We start from the raw sequence: 18,803 nt of genomic DNA, 5'->3' as shown, positions 1-18,803 counted from the left end.
GCTTCTTGCGCCACTTTGTTACGAACATCTTTGAATGCGTTGTTTCGTTGTCTCATTCCGTTCAGCCCCCTTTATTTAATAGTACCTTATTTCCCTAGGTACTCTCCAATTTAATTAGGGGGCTAAACAGGATGGCGGTCAAATAAGACCCTGTAGTTCTGCTCAGGGGGGAAATCGTTCATTTTTCGCTAAATAGGGGACCTCAGTTCCTTAAAGTAAAGCCTTTGCGGCTTTGGCGTGTCGGTATTTCCGCAGCTTGTTAATGAAATTTGTTATTGGTTTGTGCGGCGGAGTTATCTGTATGGTGAATAGTTTGATGGGTTGGCGCACATGCGTTATTCAGATGTGAATGTGGGAACTTGTGCAGGTGAGTGAGCGTGGCCAAGGGATGAGTATGAGCCTGAGTATGAGTATGAGTATGAGTATGAGTATGAGTATGAGTATGAGTATGAGTATGAGTATGAGTATGAGATATGTAGGAGCATAGGAGGCGGTAGAATGCCCAGAGGAGGTCGATGCACGCTCAAGGGTACATGGAATCATTAGAGCATTCGCAAGCTCCTGCAGGATGCTTATTGGCCCAGCCAGAGCAAATGAAAACTCCCCGCAGCCGGTAATGAAAGGCTAACGGGGAGTTTTTCATTGAAAAGTGGTTAGACGAGCCCTTCGTCCATAGCCTTGCAAATCAGGGAGGCAAACAGGCTGTTGGACCAAGCGAACCATGGTCTTGAGAAGTTGGAAGGATCATCTGGATGGAACCCTTCGTGCATGTAGCCGGTATCCGCATCTGTATCGATCAGTGTCTGGATTAGCTCCTTGATCTCGTCGTCGTTGTTGGAAGTCAACGCTTGCACGGACAAGGCCATATGCCAGACGTAGCCGCCCGGCGTATGCGGGCTGCCGATGCCTTTGGCGTATTTGCCTTCGAAATAATACGGATTATCGAAGCTAAGCGCAAACTTACGCGTATTCTGGTAGATCGGATCGTCGATGCCCGTGTAGCCGATGTAAGGGATCGTGATCAAGCCTGGTGTGCCGGCATCGTCCATCAGGCAGTAATTGCCGTAACCGTCCGTTTCGTAGGCATAAATTTTGCCGTATTTCGGATGGTCGACGATGCCGTAGGTTTGAATGCCAAAGTCGATCTCCTTGCGCAGCTTCTCAGCGCGTGCGGCGAGTCGCGTATCGTGGTAAATGTCCGTTGCTATCTCGTTGATGTGACCGAGGATCACGACGGCAAACATGTTGCCGGGAATGTTGTAGCCGTACAGGTTGGCATCGTCGCTTGGACGGAATGCGGACCATGTCATACCGGTGTAGTTGGACGGAAGACCACGTCCGTTGTTTTGGAGTGTTTCCGTATGCTGCTTTGTTTGGCGAGTAAAATGGTACAGTGACTTTTGGTCATGATGCTGTTCGGTGATCAGAACGTTCACGATGGAAGTCAACGCCTGATAAACCGAATGGGTGAAGATGTCGGTAATCCCCGTTTCCTTCCAATAAGAGTACAGCAGCTGTACAGGGAAGCAGAGAGAGTCGATCTCATACTTCCGCTCCCACATCCACGGATTCAGGTCGCAATCATCTGTGTCACGGTAGTGCCTATCGCTTGCCGTTTCGTTGAAAGCATTGGTGTAAGGGTCAATGTTGATATAGAACATCTGACGCGCGATTAGCCCGCTGATGATGCGCTGCAGGTCCTTATCCTGCTTCGCGAAAGGGATGTAATGACGAACTTGCTCCGTGGAGTCGCGCAGCCACATAGCTGGAATATCTCCAGTGAATACGAAGGTGGTGCCGTCGTCAAGCAGCTTTGTCGTTGTTTCCAGCGTGTTCGGGAAGCAGTTTCTGAAAAGCTTTTGCAGCTTCGGGTTGTGTGCCAGCTTGTGCTCGGCTTCGTTCAGAAATTCGGTAATGGAAGCAGGTAAATTCATGATGGATGTATTCCTCCTGTGGTATAGGGTACTTTTAATACGGCTTGAGCTGAAAAGCGTAGGTGATAATCTCACACTTGCCTGCCGTGGACCGGATTAGCCCGTCTGCGAGCTCAGCCTGATCGTGCCGGCGTTCCAGAATGTCGCTCTGATAGGCCGAACCGACCGGGAAGGAAGGCTTCAGCGTCACCTGCTCAGCCTCGTGAGCGAGATTGTACAATCGGACAATGACATCGTCATGGTCCATGGACATCTTGAATGCTGACAGAGCGAGGGATGGACCACTCCATGCCAGCGCTTGATAGGTTGTCGGTAGCGCGCCTTGTTGCTGCCCCACCGTAGTCGTGTGGAACCACGGTGATTGGAATTGGTACGCCGAGGCGAATGTGCCGGATTGGATCGCTGTGCCAGTATGCGGATAAATCGCGAACTCGACGGTATGATCGCCAAGACATTGCGCTTCCGGTGTCGGGAATACGCCCCAATCTCCCAACTCCGATACGCTGCGGAGCAACGTAACTGCAATTGTGTTCTTGCCATCTTGCAAGACCTCGTATTCGTTCAGCCCTTTGTTCGCGATCATCAAGCCTTGTGTGCCATCCGATACGCTGACGAAAGCCTGTTGATGTTGTGCATTGCTCGGATTGATCCACTCCTTGGCTGGTGTCGTATCACGCTCAGCAGCTTCGAAAATCGAATCGGCCAGATGCGTCGACGCTGTCAGCCCGGTAGGGAACAGGACCCGCAGACGGTGGTCTTTGGCTTGGTTCGTGAAAGACGCCGATACCTGCACGCCTTTGCCGGACTGCTCGAGGCTGATGCGGGTGGTCAACTCGAACGGCACCAGTTTTCTTGAGCGCGAAGCCGTACGCTTGCGGAAAGGAACCATTTTCCGCTTCTCTTCTTCGAACAGCTCCGAAGCGGAGGCTGGGATGAGCCAAGTATGTTTGATCTCATATGTCACCCGGTAAGGCTCATCTTCTATCAGCTTCACTTGAGCTGGGAGACCTTTGGTCGTCAAGGCAACATCGCCATCAGGCTGCCGAAAGACATACTCGTTGCCTAGATCGCCACAATTCTCATACACGCCCATACCTTCGTAGGTATGGCCTGTCTCCTTGTCGGTAATATCGTAGGAGCCGTCTGCGTGGATGTTAACCGCTATATGCGCGTTGGCCATGCCGGAGCCCGTCACGATTAGCGGACTGAACGGAGCCTCTACTGGCGCTGAAGGTTCGCTAACCCAGGCCCACGTCTTGAAGCCCAGCGCCGGAACCTGCTGCGCTTCGAAGGTCAGGGCGATTCTGCGCGCCATATAAGGCTGCCGGAATTTGTCCTTCGGCAATTCGTAGCCGAAGTGTACACCTAGATCTTCAGCCTTGGCTGAGATGGCCTGGCCTTGGTCGTCTAACAGCAGGCCATTGTCCAAGTACAATGGCATTTGGGACAGCCTCTCTGCAATGGCTAGCGGGTTTGGGCCTTCTTTGAAATAAGATTTGGCGACGATGAGCTCGATACGGACAGTGCCTGTACGCTCCCAGCCCGTCATGTTGTAGATCGTGACAGGCAGACTGTCTTTCGGCCAGGAAGCTATGCTTGCTGTGTCGATTTGTCCAGCTAGAGCCTGTAAACTTTCGTCGATAATCGTCTCGGTCAAGTGCCGGCTCTTGTCAAAGCGCGTGACCATCTCACGGTGAACCTCGTCCACACTGCATCCGCATATACTGTCATGCGGGTGGTTCTGCATCAGTGTCTTCCAAGCATGGGTGAGCAGCTGATGCGGGTAGGCTTTGCCGCTCGCCAGATGGGCGAGTGTTGCCAGAGGCTCAGCGCCCTTCTCTAGCAGTGTCTGACCGAGCTGGTTCAGCTGCTTGAGATAGACTCGGGCGGACGCCGTATTGACCAGCGTGCCCCAGCCATCCGTGTGCTGGCTGCGCAGCTCGCCCTGGATGGTCACGAGGTCATCAGGCAACTGATTTTTGAGCGCATCGATATACTGCTCGAAGCTGGAATGGATGAAATCCACATCGGGGTAGAGCGCTTTAGCGGTGCCGATAGCTTCGCTTAGATCGCGCTGGATCGGCTGATGGTCACAGCCGTTCATGAACAGCAGCTCCGACGTGGACGCATACTTCTGTGCATCGCCTAGACGCTTGTCCCAGAATGCCTTGGCTGCTTCGGCTTCGACCGGAACCTCGTTCCCGTTGCTGTACCAGTTGGCGAACAGGATTCCGATTACCTTGGAACCGTCCGGGGCTGACCAATACATCTCCGAATAGGGTGATTCATAACCAGAACCGTTCGTATCGATGACGACATTGTCGAAACCGGTTGGTTTCACACCGCGTCCGAACACAGCCGTATCAATGTCAGCTTGCTTCAACAATTGTGGTGCCTGCCCCATGTTGCCAAAAGAATCAGGGAAGTACCCTAACTTGGAGATGACGCCGTACTTCGCAGCATCCTGATGCCCAATTAGCAGATTACGGACATTCGCTTCCGAGCTGGTCAGGAATTCATCCTGCAGGACATACCAAGGTCCAATAATGATGCGGCCTGACTTAATGTAGGCTTCCAACTGCTCCCTTTTTTCAGGATGAACCTGCAAATAGTCCTCGATAATAATGGTTTGTCCGTCCAGATGGAAATAAAGGTACTCAGGGTCATGCTCCAGCGTGTATAGCAGATCGTTCATCAGTTCGGTCAGTAGATAGTGATGACGTTCATATGGCATATACCATTCTCGATCCCAGTGACTGTGTGAGATTAAATGAGCTGCTTTTCTAGTCATCGAATAAAAGCCTCCTTTTTATGAAGTAGAAATGGTGACAAAAGATCAGCTATTCCTAGTTAACTTCGTTAGACAGATTCACACAGATCGTTGTGAATGACAATATGTATGATTTGCACATGGAGAAGCGCGAGAAAAACGACATAGAATGACTCGGGAAAATGACCATTCGATTTGCCTTGACTACGAGTCAAAGTCGTTCGCTGTTAGGGAGTCAGAGTTGATAACTCCTTGACTATCAAGGCGTTGAAGCCCTGAAGAATGACAATGCAGATTTCACATATTTACGAAAGCCCTCGTTTTTTTCTACACTTTAGAAGACGAATGAAAGCGTTAGCAGCAACCAACAAGCAGAGAAAGGAGAGGATGGAGGAAATGAGTACAATGAGTGGGCAGACAGCAAGAAACACCAAGGTATCAAGCAGCGGTTCACTGCGTTCGAGAATGAAGAAAAACTGGGAACTGTACTTATTTATCGCCCCGGCCTTTTTGTATTTCCTGATCTTTCAATACGGACCGATGTACGGAATTCAGATTGCCTTTAAAAATTTCACGCCATCCAAGGGGATCTTTGGGAGTGACTGGGTAGGATTCGCACATTTTGAGCGGTTTTTTCATTCCTACTACTTCTGGGATTTATTGTGGAATACATTTAGCCTTAGCCTTTATGAGCTTGCAATCGGTTTTCCGCTTCCCATTATATTGGCGCTAGCTTTTAATGAAGTGCGGAATGGTTTTTTCAAGAAAAGCGTGCAAACGATTACGTATGCACCGCATTTTATTTCTGTGGTCGTCATGGCAGGGATGGTCATTACCTTCTTGTCTCCATCAAGCGGAATTATCGTGAAGTTGATGGAGCTGTTAGGTATCCATGCACCGGCTTTCTTGACGGACCCGAGCTGGTTCAAGACCGTATACGTCTTTTCGGGTGTTTGGCAGAACACAGGTTGGGGGACTATTATCTATCTGGCGGCCCTGTCCGGTGTAGACCCGCAGCTGCATGAGGCGGCCATCGTGGATGGAGCGAGCCGTTTCAAACGAGTTATCCATATTAACCTTCCGACAATTGTGCCGACGATTACCATTTTATTGATTCTGAATGTGGGCAATATTCTGGGCGTGGGTTATGAGAAAGTCTTGCTGCTGCAAAATCCGCTGAACATAAATTCGTCCGACGTGATTTCTACATTTGTCTATCGTACGGGGCTTGTCAGCGCGCAATACAGCTTCTCGACAGCCGTAGGCCTGTTCAACTCGCTGGTCAACGCTATTTTGCTGATTAGCGTCAACAAAATTGCCAAGCGCACAAGTCAAACGAGCTTGTGGTAGACAAGAAGAAGGGAGGAGTAATCTATGGCTGTTGCCACTGCAGTGAAAGAGACGAAGGGTGACCGGATTTTTCTAATTATGAACTATGTGTTTTTAAGCTTAGCTTTGATCGTGGTGTTATACCCCGTGGTGTATATTATCAGCGCCTCGATGAGCGATCCCAAGTATGTAAGCACCGGTGAGATGTGGCTGTTTCCCAAAGGGCTTAATTTCAAAGGATATGGGCTTGTGTTCGACAATATGAAGATTTGGAATGGCTATGGCAATACACTTCTGTACACCTTTATCGGTACTTTGCTCAACCTTGTGGTTACGCTGCCAGCCGCCTATGCGCTTAGTCGAACTGACTTCGTTGGCCGCAAGTTTTTCATGGGTATGTTCCTGGTCACGATGTTCTTCAATGGCGGTCTCATTCCTACCTATTTGCTGGTGAAAAACCTGGGATTGATGAACTCTATCGGAGCACTCATATTGCCAGTAGCGGCCTCGGTGTGGAATATCATCGTCGCTCGCACGTTTTTCGAGTCCAGCATTCCCAAGGAGCTTCATGAGGCTGCCTATATGGATGGCTGCACGAACTTTAAGCTGTTCGGTCTTATCATTATTCCATTATCCGCGCCAATTATTGCGGTGATGGCCTTATTTTATGGCGTGAGCCATTGGAACAGTTATTTCCCAGCATTGATTTACCTGAATGACGAGTCGAAATATCCGCTGCAAATGGTGCTGCGCCAAATTCTCGTCCTGCAAGAAATGACGGCTGAGACTACTGGCGCTGCGATCAGTGGAGATGCGGCCATCGCGATGAATAACAAGGCAGAGATTGCCGCACTTGTGAAATATGTGGTCATCATCGTGTCCACCTTGCCAATTGTCGTGGTGTATCCGTTCTTGCAGCGCTATTTCGTACAAGGTGTCATGATCGGTTCCGTCAAAGGCTAGTTGCAGTTACCGTATATCCATCTAATTTAGGAGGCAATAAGTATGAAAATTACAAGACATCCCAATAACCCGATTGTCGTTCCGGGAGGCTATGAATGGCGCAAAGTTACGGTGTTCAATCCGGCTGTAATTATTGACAATGACAAGTTCTACATGATTGAGCGTACGGCTGGCTCCTTAACGCCATGCAAAAACTTCCTTGGACTTCTGGAAAGCGAGGACGGCGTGAATTTCACTCATGTGAAGGATGAGCCTGTTCTGACACCTGATGAGCTCGGGTTCCCTTACGGAAGCGTACAGGACCCGCGTGTTGTCAAAATAGACGGCACGTTCTACATGAACTACGCGCTGCGTCCGTGTGCGATGAACTACTATCCGACAAACCGGGGTGTTCCGGAGAGAGCTTTCCCGACGTATCCGGATGGTTGGGGCGAGCAGGAAGTCCATTGGCGGACGCGCTCTTCGATCGCCAAGTCGACCAATCTGATCGATTGGGAGTTTGTGGCGGATACGACGCCACTGGAGATCAATGATCGCGACAACATTTTGTTCCCGGAGAAAATTAACGGCAAGTTCGTAATGCTGCGCCGTCCTGAGGAATACGTAGGGCAAGAATACGGCACCGAAAAGGCTGCCATGTGGATTACGTATTCGGATGACTTGATTCACTGGGAAGAGCCGAAACTGCTGGCCAAAGGCGAGAATCCAGCTTGGGAATCGCGGAAAATCGGAGGCTCCACGCCGCCGGTAAGAACGGATAAGGGCTGGCTGGTACTCTACCACGGTGTGGATGACGAGATTGTATATCGGATGGGAGCGCTGCTGCTGGACCTGGAAAACCCGGAGAAGGTTATTGCCCGTACGCATAACTTCATCATGGAGCCGGAAACGTACTATGAGAAATTCGGCTACCAAATTCCGAACGTTATTTTCCCTACAGGTAACGTCGTGAAAGACGGGTTACTCTACATTTACTACGGAGTGACAGACACGGCTATCGCCTTGGCTACGGTGCCTCTGGATGAGCTGGTGGACTACATTCTTAACGAACCTCAATAAATGGATAGGTCAACCCCCAAAAGATAGTTTCCCAAAAAGTAACCTTTGGAATTCCCGCAGTAAAAAACCAAGGAGCTAAGCAGCCTGTTCTCGCTTAGTTCCTTGGTTTTTCTATCCACTCTTTCCGCGATTTAACATGTAACGGGAAATCCTCCCGTTATTTCAAGCAAATCTTGGCTTATGTCGCTAATTAACTGGAAAAAATACCTTTAATTAGCCACGAATGCCGTCCCTCCCTAGCTCAGTCGTCCCATTAACAGGAGAAATTCCAGTTATTCATGTTTTAGCTGCGTTACTCCAATAAATAGCGGTAGTATTTCCCGTTAATTTGAGAAGGCAGCCCATAAAACTTCAAAAGTAAAGCTGCCCTCGGTCATTTAATGAGATTAGGGACAGCCTCTTGTTTTCTTACGCTAGACGCAGGTTATTCCTGCTCTTTTTTGGAAGAGGCGTATAGTTTGCGGTATTGTCCCGGTGTATAGCCTGTTTCTTTCTTGAATTTGCGGATAAAATTCGGAGCGTCCAAGTAGCCGACCTGTTCAATAATGTCCTTCAGCGGAGCGGTTGTATTGACCAACAGCCGAATGACTTCTTCCATTCTTCTTTGCCAAATATATTGCGTAAAGTTATGACCTATTTTCTCTTTGAAGCTGCGGCTCAGGTAGGAGATCGAGATGGAATATTTCAGAGCCACATGCTCGAGACTAAGGGTGTAGTCGGCGAACTTCTGATCCACATAGGCGACGATATCTTCAATTAAAGAAGGCTGTTCCGTTTCCGTATTCCGTTCGACCTGCTGGCAGATGCTGACTGCTAGGGAGGTTAATCGATCCTCAAGCTCCTCCAGCGTTTCGAAAACGGAGAAGCTGTGAATGCCGGCGAACACTTCGCTGACCCCCAGCTCATGGGCTGTTCTCAGCAATGAGTTCAATAAATCGAAGCAGATGCAGCGCAGTAATGCGGCAGGGACAGCGGCTTCCTTGATCTCGGCGATCAGATCAACGATCACTTGATTGGCTACCGTTTCGTTACCCTGCTTTAAGCTTTGCTCCAGCTTGAGCATCGACTTCTTCGGTAGCCAGTAGGCTTCGGAAGAAGTCGATGCAATCATGTCCTGCAACTGCTCGAAGTAAGTCACCCGACCGTTAGACCCCAGAATCCGGTTATCTATCGCCGTGGCCGCTTCGATAAACGATTGGTTGATCGAGGCGAGGTCCGGATAGGGTATTCCGACACCGATATATGGCATAATCTGAAAGTTGTTGCTGATCATGACTTTGATCGCTTCGACAACATCCTCAATCCGCTTCTGGGCTGGTTCATGAGCATCCGCTGGAACGGAGACGAGCAGAGCCAACTGGTCCTTCGTCGAGAATTCTACGCCGTAAACGCGGGCTTGAAGACTCGGAAACTCCAATTCGTTAAACATCTCCTGCAGATGCTGCCGAATGTTCGAGGACTCCCCGCCTTCGAGGTTGTCATCCCAGGCGAGGATGAGGGAGACGTATAATGCTTGTCCATGCGGGTATTCCAGCCCGGCGCTCGCCACCATGCGCTCAATTTCCGGATCATCCGGCTTGCCGTGTTTGAACAGTAGCAATAAACACTGGTTACGGACGAATGGCTCCTGGGTATCGATGCGGGCGCTGTAATCATGGATCGTTTGCTTGATCCAGTCCCATTCATTTCGCGTCGTCATGTCGTAATTGGAACTCTTTAGCTTCGTAAATTCGATCAAATCCCTGATCGGGTGATATTGCCGCTTAGCTAGGATCATGGCTACGATGATGCCGAATAAGACCGTGATACAGAATACTAGGAGAAATAAGGTCTGGATGTGGACCACTTTGCTGAAAAATTGATGGCTTGGGATCGCAGTTACATAATTCCAATTGTTCTCCTTGGACCTTACCGAAACTACGGAGTGTTCTACGCCGTCGAGCTTCATGCTATGTATGCCGGGTTCTAGAGAGGCTAAGGATCCCACTACATTCCCCGGAAGAGCGTTTCCATGGTTATTGGAGGTAAGGAGCTGTCCATTTTGATTGAAAATGTAGCTGCTACCAGTAAAGTTGCTGAGTATAGTGTCCATAACGCCGGTCAGCTTCGTCTCATCCACCATATAAACGACAGTGGCCGTGGGGTAGAGATCGTTCGGCTTGATTGGGAAAAGCATGGTCAGCATGGAATCATTACGCGAGTTAACGGTTACATTCTCTGCCGGACGAATCATCGGCTGCTTAATTTTGTTCAGATCGATATAGATTTGGTCACTGGTCCAGTTGCTGTAGTGGTACAAATCTCCGAATGCTACATGCACATTCGTTAATCCGCGATAGGAATAAATATTCTCATCATTATGAAAGTATAGAAGCAAATCTTCCAGAATGCTGCTGTTCACTTTATAATTCCCCAAGGCGTCGATCGCTTCCAACTCATAGTACGGATGATGCACCATGTAGGAGGAGAGCTGCTTGTCATAAGCAATGCGGCTTGTAATTTGTTGCAGTTCACTCATTCGTTCGTCTATCGATAATTTGACTTGAATGAGTTGGTTTACGTTTGTCTGTTCAATTTCTCTACGCAAATCATTGATTGCGTTTTCATAGATGAAAATCGTAACGCCAGTTAAGGGAATGAGGAACATTAAAATATAGGATAACGCATATTTAAGAAGAAGCCTCGACTTGAAGCTGTTCCAAGACATTCGGAAGCTGGACACAACGGATGACTTAAGGGATGATTTCGACATGAATGCGCTTCCTCTCCATTCTAGGCTAACATAGATAAACTAGAGGTTTTTAATAGTATGCATCTCTTCATTATGGCTGAAAAATAATCTGGTGTAAAGGAAGGAGAGACGGCCTTTTTAGTAGGATATAGGCTTTTGACGGATTTGCCAAGACAAGTTTTTCCTTATAGGCAAGTCCAATAAAGGGCAAGTTAGGAAGCAGGGGGAATAGAATAAGTAATGGAGGTTAGGTATGGACTATATCAGGGATTATGTGATGTACACCGCCATTTTCGGCATATTCAGTTTTAGCTGGTTTGGCTGGGCGCAGGAGAGGCCTAGACAAAGTTGGCGGATCTACATCGGGATCGCTTCTGGCATTGCTCTTTTAGTGGGAATGCTCGGGATTTATTTAAGTGTAAAAAATTGGAATGAACCTTCTGCACTGGCAGATTCAGGTGCATACACAAGCTATTTAATATTCGTATATCTTGAGTTCTTTCTAGCAGCTGTCGGGTCATTCCTATTGATGAAGCTAAAACGTAAAGATTATGTTGCGCCATGGATTGCATTCATTGTGGGTATTCATTTTTTCTGGTTAAAAAGTATTTTTAATGACGCAAGCTTATACCTGTTAGCGGTACTCCTCATTGGGGTTGTCCTCATTTCGATAGTATTGTCCAAAAAACTAAATGTAGCAAACAGTGCGATTACTGGAATTGGCGCAGGCACCGTCCTCTTGTGCTTTGCGTTGCTTGGACTGATTCGGTTCTTATCCGTTTAATCATTCAGCCATCTGCTGAATAACCTGCAAGAAAAGCCAATAAAGACCATGGAAATTTTTCCGAGGTTTTTATTGGCTTTTTACATAAATTAGAAAAATCAAGCATTCCTTAACGCCTCAAATGCCCGTTGTTCTCAAAAGGATGACCGTTCTGACAACAGTGAATAACCAATTGTGTAAACATCGGTAACATCGGTAACAATTTCTTAAAGCATCTATGATTACCACCAAACATTTGCCAGCTACAATGAATGAAGTAAGGCGAACAAAAAGGCAGATAAGAGAGGAGATTCTAAGTGATAACGAAAGAAGCTGCTGCTTATGACAACAAACCTAATCCAAGATTGCGGGAGCGTATAACCGTCAAGTCGCGCTCTCGGAGAAAAGCACTAGAAGCGTGGACGGGATTGTGCTATGCCCTTCCGGCGCTGGCTCTGTTATTGTTGTTTCGTTATTGGCCGCTTCTGTTCGGCATGTGGATGAGTTTGTGGAAGTGGGGCTATGTACCGGAGCAATTCGTAGGATTCGATAATTACATTCGTATTTTTACAGAGGACCTCCTTGTCCAAGATCCAGTCTCCGGCTTACAGCTCGGTCCAGTTGGACAAGGCTTCATTGTCACCATATTTTACGCGATAGGCACGATTCCCTTGTCACTGTTGCTTTCATTTTTTGTTGCCTATGTCTTGTTTCATATAACGAAAGGTAGAACCGTGCTGCGTGTGCTTTTTTTCCTTCCGTACATTACTTCACAGGTTGCAGCAGCAATTGTATTCAAATGGATTTTCCATCCGAGCGTGGGGCTGGCGAATTGGGCTGTAAGCAACATGGGGGGAACGCCGCAACAATGGCTGACAGACCCTGATCCAATTCTAATCAAGCTGATTCAGTCCTTTGGCGGACACTGGCCTTCTTCGATCCCAACGGCATTCGCAGGTCCTACTTGGGCGCTTGGTGTGATTATGTTGTTCACGATATGGGGCAGCCTGGGCTTTCAGATTGTAGTGTTCTTATCGGGGTTGACGCAAATTCCGCATGATCTAACGGAGTCAGCTCGAATTGATGGGGCTAGGACTTGGCATACGATCCGTCATATCACGCTGCCACTGCTGTCGCCGACTTGGTTTTTACTCATTATTGTATCCGTAATTGGCGCTTTCGAATCGTTTAATGCTTTCTATGTTTTCTCTGGTGGAGAAGGTGGGCCATTAGGTTCCACGATGTCACTGCCCTTGTATATTTTCAGAAGCTTCTATGTGTACGGTCAAGTTGGGTATGCATCGGCCGTCTCGATGGTACTATTCTTACTCTTGCTTGGATTAACCTGGCTGCAGCTGCGTTACGGCGAGAAAAAGGTTCACTATATGCATTAATGCAGGATGGAGGATGAAAGCATGTTTGGCTCAGTAGGATCAAGCCGTTCTTCCCAAATAACGTGGTTGATCGTGTGGATATGCACGGTATTGTTAGCCTGCTGCGTGGTGTTCCCCTTCGTATGGATGATTCTAACCTCGCTAAAAAGCGCGGAGGAAATTAATCGCATGCCGCCAACGTGGCTGCCCGATGTATGGCACCTAAAGAACTATGCGGAAGCTTGGTTAAAACCGGAATCCACCTTTCAGCGCTATTTTGTCAATTCGGTGATTATCGCTGGTGTTGGTACGGCACTCCAATTACTCGTGTGTGTGCCGATCGCTTTTGCCATTACCCATTTTACATTTCGCGGTCGTAATCTCATCTTTATGCTCGTGGTGATCACCATGCTCATTCCCTATGATGTTACATTGGTCCCTAACTTCGTAACTATGCGGCATATTCCTTTTGCTGGCGGTAACGATTGGGCGGGTAACGGGGGACAGGGTTTCTATGACAGCTACATGGGGATGATGCTGCCGTTTCTGGCGGAAGCTTTCACGATATTTTTATTAAGACAGGCTTTTCTATCTGTGCAAAAAGAGTATTGGGAAGCAGCTCAAGTGGATGGTATGTCAAGTGGTCGATATCTGTGGTCCGTACTGCTGCCACTCGTGCTGCCTTCCTTAATTACGACCGCCTTACTTGCCTTTATTGGAAAATGGAACGGTGTACTTTGGCCATTGTTAATTACTTCGAGTGAATCGCTCAGGCCACTGCAAGTAGGTTTGTTGTATTTTGTTAGTGAAGAAGGGCCTAATTATCATCATTTGATGGCGGCGGCTACTTTTACAATCGCTCCTATTGTCGTGTTGTATTTGGTCGCGCAGCATTGGTTTCATCAAGGTATTACCTCAGCTGGGCTTAAAGGATAGAGAAAAAACAACAAAGAAACATGCCGGAGGAACAACACATGGATTGGCTGCAGGAAATTGAAGTCGTCTTATTCGACTTAGACGGTACGCTTTATCAGGATGGCACTTTTTACAAACGATATTTGGAATTGCTATTTACAGAAGGACATCATGCAGCAAGCTTGGACGAGATTCTGGAAGAAATGGATCGTTTACTTGAAGGTCGGCACACTAGCAGCATTGGGGATTGGTACCACCCGAGCACGGATACGTGGTCACGGGAAACGATTGAGAACCAATTGGAATTGCTGCACTATGATTGGAACGGGGTAGAAGTGAAGATTGAGCCTAATCAATCCTCAAATACTCCAGCTATTTATGCCGGCGATGCATGGAGCTTGGTCAGTATTTTCACTGTCAAACACGGGATCGATGAGGCGAAGCGTCAGGAGTCATTTCAGCAGGTTCGCAAGGAAATGCTTCTGGGCTCGTCGAGTTTTGAACGCCACACAGGGTTATATGAGGCTATTCGCCAATTGAGCGGGGTGCGATTGAAGCTGCTGCTCACGAATTCGCCGGAAAATACAGGTCGTGAGTTTATTGCTGCGCTTGGCGGTGGCGACTTGTTTACGGATATCCTATACGGTGCTGGGAAGCCGGTTGGTTTAGAACATTTCATGTATGAGCTGATGAAGCGGGAGGGGCTGCGGCCAGAACAAATTCTCTCGATCGGCGATCATGCTTGGAACGATCTGTATCCGGTGCGTAAGTTAGGCGGACGCACGGCATGGATATCCGCATATTCTTCGTCCGACCCGTCACCGTGGGATGTAAGACTGACAACACTCGACGAGCTAGCATCCCTATTGGTGGATATTCAACATAGCAAACATAAACACATTTAGAGGAGGTAATACGTATGAATCAGAGTCAACAGTTGGAGGAGCGCATTACGTTTTATGGTGGGTTGACCACGATTGGCGGTGTTCACATCTTATACAGCTGTGGAGATACGGGAATTGTGTTTGATCTTGGTATGGCACGCGCATTTTTCAAAGGCGAAGTCAGCGTCCGTTCAGACTTTGGGATTCGTAGTAGTCTGCTGACACGGATGGCACCTCCCGTGTTGGGTCTATACGATCCTGCCTTATTGGGCGATGTTGGGGAAGCAGAGCTATCGCAAGTGTGGGGCAAAGATCTCTTCCCGCAAGTGAACAACCTGCATGGCTTCGTGAGCCACATCCATCAAGATCACATGGCTTTGCTTCCTTCACTGCGAGAAGGACTGCCCGTCTGGATGCACCGTGACGCTTACGCGGTATATGAAGGTGTCGTTGCTTCAGGCGAGTATGAAGGCACGCAAGCAGATATTCGCCTCATTGATGACGGTCAGATCGTCGACTTTGGCACTTTCCGCATCGAATTCATCGAGGTGGATCATGATAGTCCTGGGGTTACGGGCTTCATTATTCATGGACCGCAGCACAAGATAGCTTTCACAGCTGATTGGCGTCGACATGGACGGAATTCGCATCGCTTGGATCGGTTCATTGAACGCTGTCAAAGCGAAGGGGTTGATCTGCTGATTACCGAAGGCACGAGAATGCGTCCGGACACGTTGTTCCGCAAGCCGAAGGATCGGCTTGAAGTTGAGGTGGCAGTCGAATGCCGCCGTGCAATGGAAGACACGGATGGCTTGGTGTATGTTAACATTCTCGCTCGCAACGTGGAGCGCGTCGCTGATTTAATTATCCGCACCAAAGAAGCGGGTCGTCAGCTTGTGATGGACGAAAGTACAGCCGTTCTGTGGAGGGAGGCCTCCACGAGACTAACCGTACTTGCCGGTCATCAAGCACTTGATGTCGATCAGGATGTCATTCGACTACTGAGCACGCCGCAATGGTCCAAGGGACCGCGCCCTTCCAAGGAAGTGGAGCTTCCTTATGAGTCCATAACGCTCAATGAAATTACAGGCAATAAATCGTCGTATGCCGTCTATCTCATTTATCCACACACACCTCTTTTAGCGGAATTGGAAACCTTCGGTTCACGCGAATCGGTTTCGATTTACGTTCATGCTGACGGTAATCCGTTGACACCTTCCGACGAAACGCTGCTGAAGTGGCTCACTGAATTTGGTGTTCAATATCGCTATTGTGCAACGGGAGGACATGCGTCACCGCAGGAGATATCCGAATTAACCACACGGATTGCTCCGAAACTAGTCGTTCCTTTGCATAGCGTACACCCGACGTTGTTCAATAGCGGAGGCATAAGGAAGTATTGTCCGGCTCCTGGGGAAAGCTTTGAGCTTTCAGAACTCGTTGGTAAATAGATCACAAACGCTAAACCTACCTCATCTCATTGCCTGTTAATCGTACTGATGCTTCATGCAACATACAAATCAAGGGAGTGATAACCATGAATATATCGAAACGTTTTCCCGCTTGGAAAGCTTCAGTGGCGAGCCTTTTGCTTCTCGCGACCATCGGTTGTGGAACACCGCAGCAAGCAGCGCCTGCCAGCACGCAAACGGATAACAAAGAAGAGTCGAAAGTAGCACAAGGTATTGAGCTTGGGAAAAACGGACCGATTACGATCGATTTCTGGCATATTCAAGCAACGATCTATGGCGATGCAATCAAAGAGATGGTCGCAGCATTCAATAAGGAATATGAAGGTAAAATTATTGTCAAAGAAGTGTTCCAAGGCTCGTATGACGATTTGAATAAAAAAGTGCGTGCTTCCCTGCAAGGCGGGGGTCTGCCGGCAGTAGCCATGTCTTATGAGAGTGATACACTGGAATATATGAAAGCTGACAAAATCGTGGCGCTCGACGATTACATCAACGATCCTGTTAACGGGTTGAAAAAAGCAGATCTCGACGACATCATGCCAGGTGTATTGGCTCGTCAGCGTATCCCGGAGTATAATGGTAAGACAATGAGCTGGCCGCATGGCAACTCCTCCATGGGCGTATATTACAACATGGATCTGCTTAAGAAAGCAGGCTATGAGAAGCCAGCAGCAACATGGCAGGAATTTGAGAAGATGGCGTTAGATATTACGGATAAAACGGGAATTCCTGCTTTGGTCATGGGGAATGCCAATAATGGCGGAACGTTCCGCACATGGCTGCGCACTTACGGCATTGATCCGATTAATTTGGATCAAAGCGGCGTTAATTACGACAATCCGCAGGCATTGGAACTAGCTGGGATCATCAAGAATCTAGTGGATAAGAAAGCGATTCTATTCGCTCAAGACACGGAACAGGAATTCACGAACGGCAGAGCAGCGATGGAGATCGGTACGACGGCTCGTACAAGCTCAAAGCTTGATTTGGTGAAAGATAAGTTCAAGTGGGGCATTACGCTAATCCCGCAAGGGAAAAGCGGAAATAAAGTAACGGAATTGTACGGCGGTAATCAAGTCCTGTTCAAAACGACACCAGAGAAACAGCTGGCAGGCTGGTTATTCATGAAATACTTCGCTGAATCTAATGCGCAATCGATTTATGCAGCCAAAACAGGTTATTTCCCAGCAACGCTATCTGCACAGAATACGGATTTATTGAAGAAGAACTATACAGATAACCCGCAGAAGAAGCAGGCATTCGATGAAGTGTTCCCTTATGCACGAATCGATGTATCCAGTGCTGCACGCAACAAGATGGATACTGCGGTTGGAGAGGCTTTGCAAGCGTTGACGGCTGGTAAATTATCTCCGGCTGATGCGCTGAAGAAGGCGCAGGCTGACTCCACGAAAGCGCTCAAAGAATTTAAGTAAGCTCAGGAACAGACAGGTAACAGGCTTCCTACGTAAGCGCATTTAAGGCTTATGGGGAAGCCTTGTTTTACTCGCAACAGGGGAGGTTACAACGTTGAACTCCGTTCGTCGAAGAAATGAAATTATCATGGAAGTGCGGCGTGCCGGCAGCGTATCTGTCGATGAATTAATAGTGACCTATGGTGTCTCGGTGGAAACCATCCGCCGGGATTTGCGTATTTTGGACGAAAAAGGCATAGTTCGCAGAACATACGGCGGTGCTGTTAAAAGAGAGCAGACAACCTGGGACATGCCGTATTATGATCGCATGCAGCTGAATCTCGAGCGTAAGGAGGCCATCGCTCGCGAAGTGATGCTCTTATTGGAGGAAGGCGATAGTGTTTTTGTAGATGGCAACACGACGGGGCTTGTGCTATCGCGCTTGATTCCTGGCGATAAAAACCTGACGATCGTGACAAATTCGGCGATGGTCGCTTTGAATCTTGTTCAGAAGAAAGGAAAGCTGAATGTCTATATGGTCGGTGGCGAGGTGGGGGAAGATGGTATGACATTCGGCTATAAGCTGCACTGCGAGCTTCGTCAATATCGCTTCGACAAAGCGCTGTTTTCCTGTATGGGGTTTGGCACACAAGGTATTTACTATTCCAAATGGGAGCCTCTGCAAATTGCTCAGATGATGGTAGAGCAGAGTAATCACCTCATTCTCATGGCGGATTCGTCCAAAGCCAATCGCAGTGGTTTTCTGTTTGGTATGGAGCTTAATCGGATTCAGACGTTAGTGACCGATGACGGGACACCGCACGATATGCGCGAGAGTCTGCGGGAAACGGTCCGTAATCTGATCGTTACCAGCAGTGATGATCAGAGTGAAAGATAGGCGGCGTTGCTTACAAGTAATCCATCCACTCAGCCTTACAATTCCAAGGGGACGACCCATTTAGCTGCCGTAGCAGGTATAGATGGAAAAACTACCGTTAATCTTTGCTGCTTTGTGGCAGGAAATGAAATAGAGGTAGAAACTCCAGCTAAATCATCAGAAGCTGCACGAAATCGGCTAGATCTAGCGAAATTAGTGGTAGAAACTCCAGTTATTTGGGGAAAAGTGGATCAATCGTTGAAAATAACAGGAGTAATCGGCGTTGCTTACAAGTAATCCATCCACTCCCCTAGTCAAAAC

14 protein-coding genes are annotated in these 18,803 nt (G+C 48.2%); 11 read left to right on the top strand and 3 right to left on the bottom strand.

Features of this window, described 5'->3' with window-relative positions; genetic code table 11:
• Positions 1 to 653: 653 nt before the first annotated feature.
• Together AC58UW_RS28825 and AC58UW_RS28820 are read right to left on the bottom strand one after the other, a co-directional pair.
• Positions 654 to 1,934 (bottom strand): glycoside hydrolase family 125 protein, encoded by a 1,281-nt coding sequence (locus AC58UW_RS28825; protein WP_497423998.1) that lies wholly within the window; start codon positions 1,932 to 1,934, stop codon positions 654 to 656.
• A 34-nt stretch (positions 1,935 to 1,968) separates the two neighbouring features.
• Positions 1,969 to 4,725 (bottom strand): alpha-mannosidase, encoded by a 2,757-nt coding sequence (locus AC58UW_RS28820; RefSeq protein ID WP_497423997.1) that lies wholly within the window; start codon positions 4,723 to 4,725, stop codon positions 1,969 to 1,971.
• Positions 4,726 to 5,109: 384 nt separating this feature from the next.
• On the opposite strand from AC58UW_RS28820, the gene AC58UW_RS28815 reads away from it, so the two are divergent.
• Genes AC58UW_RS28815 through AC58UW_RS28805 form a run of 3 tightly spaced genes read left to right on the top strand, consistent with a single transcriptional unit; the run spans position 5,110 to position 8,055 of the window.
• Entirely contained in the window at positions 5,110 to 6,054 is a 945-nt protein-coding gene (locus AC58UW_RS28815) for an ABC transporter permease (RefSeq protein ID WP_497424004.1), read from the top strand.
• Positions 6,055 to 6,078: 24 nt separating this feature from the next.
• Positions 6,079 to 6,996, top strand: a complete 918-nt coding sequence (locus tag AC58UW_RS28810; RefSeq protein WP_497423996.1) for a carbohydrate ABC transporter permease — start codon at positions 6,079 to 6,081, stop codon at positions 6,994 to 6,996.
• A 42-nt stretch (positions 6,997 to 7,038) separates the two neighbouring features.
• Positions 7,039 to 8,055: a glycoside hydrolase family 130 protein gene (locus tag AC58UW_RS28805; protein WP_497423995.1), complete on the top strand. Its 1,017-nt coding sequence runs from the start codon at positions 7,039 to 7,041 to the stop codon at positions 8,053 to 8,055.
• Between the two features lie 424 nt (positions 8,056 to 8,479).
• Here the strand turns inward: AC58UW_RS28805 and AC58UW_RS28800 are convergent, their stop codons facing one another.
• Positions 8,480 to 10,807: a helix-turn-helix domain-containing protein gene (locus tag AC58UW_RS28800; protein ID WP_497423994.1), complete on the bottom strand. Its 2,328-nt coding sequence runs from the start codon at positions 10,805 to 10,807 to the stop codon at positions 8,480 to 8,482.
• A 232-nt stretch (positions 10,808 to 11,039) separates the two neighbouring features.
• Between AC58UW_RS28800 and AC58UW_RS28795 the strand changes: the two genes are divergently transcribed.
• The 8 genes from AC58UW_RS28795 to AC58UW_RS28760 all read left to right on the top strand — a co-directional run bounded on the left by AC58UW_RS28795 (position 11,040) and on the right by AC58UW_RS28760 (position 18,779).
• A complete protein-coding gene (locus AC58UW_RS28795; RefSeq protein WP_497423993.1) occupies positions 11,040 to 11,570 on the top strand; it encodes a hypothetical protein in 531 nt (176 codons plus the stop codon).
• A gap of 296 nt (positions 11,571 to 11,866) precedes the next feature.
• Positions 11,867 to 12,943, top strand: a complete 1,077-nt coding sequence (locus AC58UW_RS28790; protein WP_497423992.1) for a carbohydrate ABC transporter permease — start codon at positions 11,867 to 11,869, stop codon at positions 12,941 to 12,943.
• 21 nt (positions 12,944 to 12,964) lie between these two features.
• Positions 12,965 to 13,858 carry a carbohydrate ABC transporter permease gene (locus AC58UW_RS28785; RefSeq protein WP_497423991.1) on the top strand — a complete coding sequence of 298 codons (894 nt, stop codon included), beginning with the start codon at positions 12,965 to 12,967 and terminating at the stop codon, positions 13,856 to 13,858.
• A gap of 38 nt (positions 13,859 to 13,896) precedes the next feature.
• The gene (locus tag AC58UW_RS28780) at positions 13,897 to 14,742 is read left to right on the top strand and encodes an HAD family hydrolase (RefSeq protein ID WP_497423990.1); all 846 of its coding nucleotides are present in this window, start codon (positions 13,897 to 13,899) and stop codon (positions 14,740 to 14,742) included.
• 14 nt (positions 14,743 to 14,756) lie between these two features.
• Positions 14,757 to 16,172, top strand: a complete 1,416-nt coding sequence (locus tag AC58UW_RS28775) for an MBL fold metallo-hydrolase (RefSeq protein ID WP_497423989.1) — start codon at positions 14,757 to 14,759, stop codon at positions 16,170 to 16,172.
• An 86-nt stretch (positions 16,173 to 16,258) separates the two neighbouring features.
• Positions 16,259 to 17,626 carry an ABC transporter substrate-binding protein gene (locus AC58UW_RS28770; RefSeq protein WP_497423988.1) on the top strand — a complete coding sequence of 456 codons (1,368 nt, stop codon included), beginning with the start codon at positions 16,259 to 16,261 and terminating at the stop codon, positions 17,624 to 17,626.
• A 94-nt stretch (positions 17,627 to 17,720) separates the two neighbouring features.
• Entirely contained in the window at positions 17,721 to 18,503 is a 783-nt protein-coding gene (locus AC58UW_RS28765) for a DeoR/GlpR family DNA-binding transcription regulator (RefSeq protein ID WP_497423987.1), read from the top strand.
• Positions 18,504 to 18,509: 6 nt separating this feature from the next.
• On the top strand, positions 18,510 to 18,779 hold the full coding sequence (locus tag AC58UW_RS28760; protein WP_497423986.1) for a hypothetical protein: 270 nt from the start codon (positions 18,510 to 18,512) through the stop codon (positions 18,777 to 18,779).
• Positions 18,780 to 18,803: the final 24 nt, after the last annotated feature.

This window comes from Paenibacillus sp. J22R160 (assembly GCF_059692135.1).
The sequence above is the reverse complement of the archived record's forward strand: the minus strand, read 5'-3'. Positions and strand labels throughout refer to the sequence as shown.